Annotated in this window: 5 protein-coding genes; 1 reads left to right on the plus strand and 4 read right to left on the minus strand. The window is 58.3% G+C overall.

What is annotated here, in order from left to right:
* The 4 genes from Q0349_RS01720 to Q0349_RS01735 all read right to left on the minus strand — a co-directional run.
* Nucleotides 1-294 (minus strand): hypothetical protein (locus Q0349_RS01720; protein ID WP_298079091.1); only part of this gene is annotated, 294 nt, incomplete at its 3' end.
* On the minus strand, nt 281-511 hold the full coding sequence (locus tag Q0349_RS01725) for a DUF2798 domain-containing protein (protein ID WP_298079092.1): 231 nt from the start codon (nt 509-511) through the stop codon (nt 281-283). The genes Q0349_RS01725 and Q0349_RS01720, both read right to left, overlap by 14 nt.
* 147 nt (nt 512-658) lie before the next feature.
* Nucleotides 659-1,963, minus strand: a complete 1,305-nt coding sequence (locus Q0349_RS01730; protein WP_298079094.1) for an MFS transporter — start codon at nt 1,961-1,963, stop codon at nt 659-661.
* Complete coding sequence (locus tag Q0349_RS01735) at nt 1,938-2,831, minus strand: LysR family transcriptional regulator (RefSeq protein ID WP_298079095.1); 894 nt, start codon at nt 2,829-2,831, stop codon at nt 1,938-1,940. Before Q0349_RS01735 ends, Q0349_RS01730 begins: the two co-directional genes overlap by 26 nt.
* 162 nt (nt 2,832-2,993) lie before the next feature.
* On the opposite strand from Q0349_RS01735, the gene Q0349_RS01740 reads away from it, so the two are divergent.
* Complete coding sequence (locus Q0349_RS01740; RefSeq protein ID WP_366916251.1) at nt 2,994-3,995, plus strand: alpha/beta hydrolase; 1,002 nt, start codon at nt 2,994-2,996, stop codon at nt 3,993-3,995.
* The last annotated feature ends 40 nt before the right edge of the window (nt 3,996-4,035 follow it).

Raw genomic sequence — 4,035 nt, forward strand, 5'->3', positions numbered from 1 at the left:
GATGGAAATCCGTAGAAACAAGCCGTAGGGGCGGTTAGCGCAGCGTAACCGCCCGTCAAACGAAACGGCTCTCTTACTGCGCGAGCAATACTTGTCGCTGCGCGAGAAGTGACGGGCATCGCCCGCAGCGTCAACTAGGAGGCACTGGCGACGCTGAGCAAACACGAACGCGGGCTGTTTCTGGAAATGCTGAAGAAAATCATCGAACAGCAGCGCACACTGACGGGCAGCGCGGCGCTGGAAGAGGAATAAAAAGGGCGGGGAAATCCCGCCCTTGTCATCAAGATTGCACACTCGCTGCGACCAGTCGCAGCACCAGCGGTCGCACCGCCAGCAGGCTGACAAAAGCGACCGGCCAGGTAATCAGGTAGGCCTTCAGCAGCCGCGCCGGATAGCCCGCATCCAACCCGGTATTAAGTGCGACCAACACGCCGCTGACAATCAGCACCATGATGGCCGAGGCATAAAGCGAGAAAAGTACGCCCGCGTATCGCTGTGGCAGTTTACGCATCACGCCTCCACTACCGTTGGTGAGGCGGCGCGGATGAGGGCGGTTGTTGTCTGTTGGTTCATGCTTGCTCCGATGGATTAAGAGAGCGCGCAGTCTATGTCGTACGCGGCGCGGTGAATACGGGAAAAATCGGCGAACGTCGCCACTTTATGCACGATGCGACGTACGCACCCCGCGCAGCGCGCAGCCCAGCGCGATGACCGCCAGCCCTGCCAGCAGGAAAAACGCATACTGACTGCCCGTGAGCGTGCCACGGGCGAGGTCGTCCGGCGCGTGTGCCTGTGCGGCGGCGACAATGCTCGCCGCGACCGACGTGCCGACCGCGCCTGCCAGTTGTTGCAGCGTGTTCAGCACCGCGTTGCCGTCGGCGGAGAGTTGCGGCGGCAGGTGGCGCAGGCCGTGCGTCATCGCATTGCCGACCGCCAGCCCCTGCCCGCAGGCATAGAGCGTATAAAACAGCATGAACAGCGGCGTGGTCAGCACCCGCCCACAGACGGCGAACAGCAAGAGCGCGACAATAACCAGCACGCTGCCGCCCAGCACCGGGCGCGCCGCGCCGAAGCGGTCGAGCAGCCGTCCGGCAAACGGTGCCATCAGCGCGCCGAGCAGACAACCGGGCAGGAGCAGCAGCCCGGCGGTGCGCGCCGATTCGCCGCCCGCGAGCTGCGAGTAGTTCGGAATCAAAAAGCCGAGCGCGAGCACGCAGAACTGAATCAGCAGCACAAACAGCAGGCAATAAACGAAAGTGCGCTCACGGAACACCGACAGGCGCAACAGCGGCCAATCGCTGCGCGCTGAACGGCGAGCGAACCCGGCCAGCGCCAGGCTACTTGCGGCAAACAGCAGCCACAGGGCGGCACCGCCGTGCGTCATCCGCTCCGTGGCGAGAATAAAGGCGCAGAACCCCGCCGCCAGCAGCGCATAATCCAGCGGCGAAAAACGCGCTTCTTTCGTCAGCGGCTCGCTTTGCCGCACCGCCGCCGCGCCGAGGGCGAGCGAAAGCAGCAGCACCGGCACCAGCACCCAAAAAATCACGCGCCAGCCATAAGCATCGACAATCACCCCGCCCAGCACCGGCCCGACCGCAGGCGCCATCGCGGTAATGAGCGAGCCAATCCCCATCAGCAGGCCGAGTTTGCTCGGCGGTGCCTGTGTCAAAATGATGTTGAACATCAACGGCAAGGCAATCCCGGTCGCCGCCCCCTGCAACAAGCGCCCGCCGAGCAGCAGCGCGAAATGCGGCGCCAGCGCGCAAAGCAGCGTCGCCGCGAGAAAAAGCAGATTGGCGCAGAGAAACAGCGCCTTCAGCGGAAAACGCCGCTTGAGGAACGACGACAGCGGCACCACCAGCGCCAGCGCGAGCAAATAGCCGGTGGTGAGCCATTGCACCGCAGCGGTGTCGATGGCAAAGGCGCGCATCAGCGGCTTACCCCTCCCAGCGTAGTGCTTCAATCAACGCCTGCAATCCCGCCGGTTTGTGGCGGTTTTTCGGAAAATACAAATACGCGCCGGGATAAATCATGCGGTAATCGCGCAGAATCTCCACTAGCCGCCCGGCGGCAATATCTTCGGCCACCATCAGCAATGGCAGCCAGGCAATGCCGAGACCATCCCGCGCCGCCATTCTCACCAACACATTGCTGTTAAAAACCGGCGAATAATGAATATCCGCCTTCCGCTCCGCGCCATCCTGCCAAAAATACCATTCCAGCAAATGCTCATGGACATTGAGCGCAAGGCCGATACAAGTATGCCCTGCCAAATCCTGCGGCGATTGCGGCGTGCCCTTTTCCGCCAAATAATTTGGTGCGGCAACCGTCACCATTTCAAAATCCGGGGCAATACGGATGGCGACCATATCCTGTGCCACATCGGCACCCATGCGCACCCCCAGGTCAAAACGTTCGGCGACAATATCGACAAAGCCGTTATTCAAATAAAGCTCTACCTGCAATTCAGGATGCCGGGGCAAAAAATCGCGCAATTTCGGATAAACAATATTGAGGGCGACATTCTCCGAAGCATTCATCCGCACCTTGCCCACCGTCGCCTCGCGGAAACGCCCCATCTCGAATACTTCCGTCTGAATGGCATCGAACAGGGGCGCAATGCGCTCGCATAATTGCTGCCCGGCATCCGTCGTGGAAACGCTACGGGTGGTGCGGTTCAGCAACTTGAGTCCCAGCCGGGCTTCCAGCGCATTCATCGCATGACTTAGTGCCGAAGGCGACACCCCCAACTGCCGCGCCGCGCGGGTAAAACTGCCGGACTGCGCGATGATGCGGAACGCATATAAATCATTGAAATGCCTGCTCATCATGATCTCATTACTAAAGTTTGCTCAAAACTGTATGCAATTATCCCACATAATACGCCACGCCTGCGGTGGCTATAATGCGCCCGCCCACACAACGGAGCAGCGATGAACCGCAAAATCCTTTTCTTGACCGCCGCAATGGCACTTACCTTTGGAGAATACAGCATGGCCAATAATTACCGGGACAATCCCTTTACCCTGACTTATGCCGGGGCAATCACGCAAAACGAATCCGGCAAGGTGAACATTCACCCGGTGCGATACACGCAAAAACAAACCGGCATAGAAATCGCGGCGAATGTTTATACGCCTGCCGGTTACGACCCGGCGAAAAAATATCCGGCCATTGTCGTCGCCCATCCCAATGGCGGCGTCAAAGAGCAGGTCGCCGGATTGTACGCACAACAACTGGCGGAAAAAGGCTATATCACCATTGCCTTCGATGCCGCCTATCAAGGCGCCAGCGGTGGCGAGCCGCGTTATACCGACAAGCCGCAAAACCGGATTGAGGACATTCGCGCTGCCGCCGATTACATCAGCCAATATCCGGGCGCGGACGGTGAACATTTGGGATTGCTCGGCATTTGTGGCGGCGGTGGTTACTCCATTAAAGCTGCGCAAACCGACAAGCGCTTCAAATCTGTCGCCACCCTCAGTATGTTCAATACCGGCGATGCCCGCCGTAACGGCTATCTGCGCAGTCAAAAAGATACCATCCAGCAACGCCTCGCCGATGCTGCCGCTGCAAAAATGAAAGAAGCACAAACCGGCGAAATACAATACACCCCGGAATTTGGCGCGGGCATGACCCCGGAACAGGTCGCCGCCATTCCGGTCGATTTATACCGCCAAGGTTATGAATACTACGCGCAAACCCATTTCCACCCTAATTCCAAAACCAACAGCACCGTCAGCAGTCTGCTCGATTTGATGGAATTTGACGTTAATACGAACGTCGATTTGATTAACCAGCCGCTATTGATGATTGCCGGAGACAAAGCCGATTCGCTGTATATGACCGAAGAAACCTTTGCCAATGCCACCGGCACGGGCAACAAGGAATTGTTCAAAATTCCCGGTGCGACCCATATTGAAACTTACTGGAAGCCGGAATATGTCAAACAGGCGGTGGACAAATTGACTGCTTTCTTTGGCAAGCATCTGTGATATTCATGCCTGAAATAAGCGGCAGAGACGTTTGACAAGG

This window comes from uncultured Cardiobacterium sp. (assembly GCF_938028185.1).
Classification (GTDB): Bacteria; Pseudomonadota; Gammaproteobacteria; order Cardiobacteriales; family Cardiobacteriaceae; genus Cardiobacterium.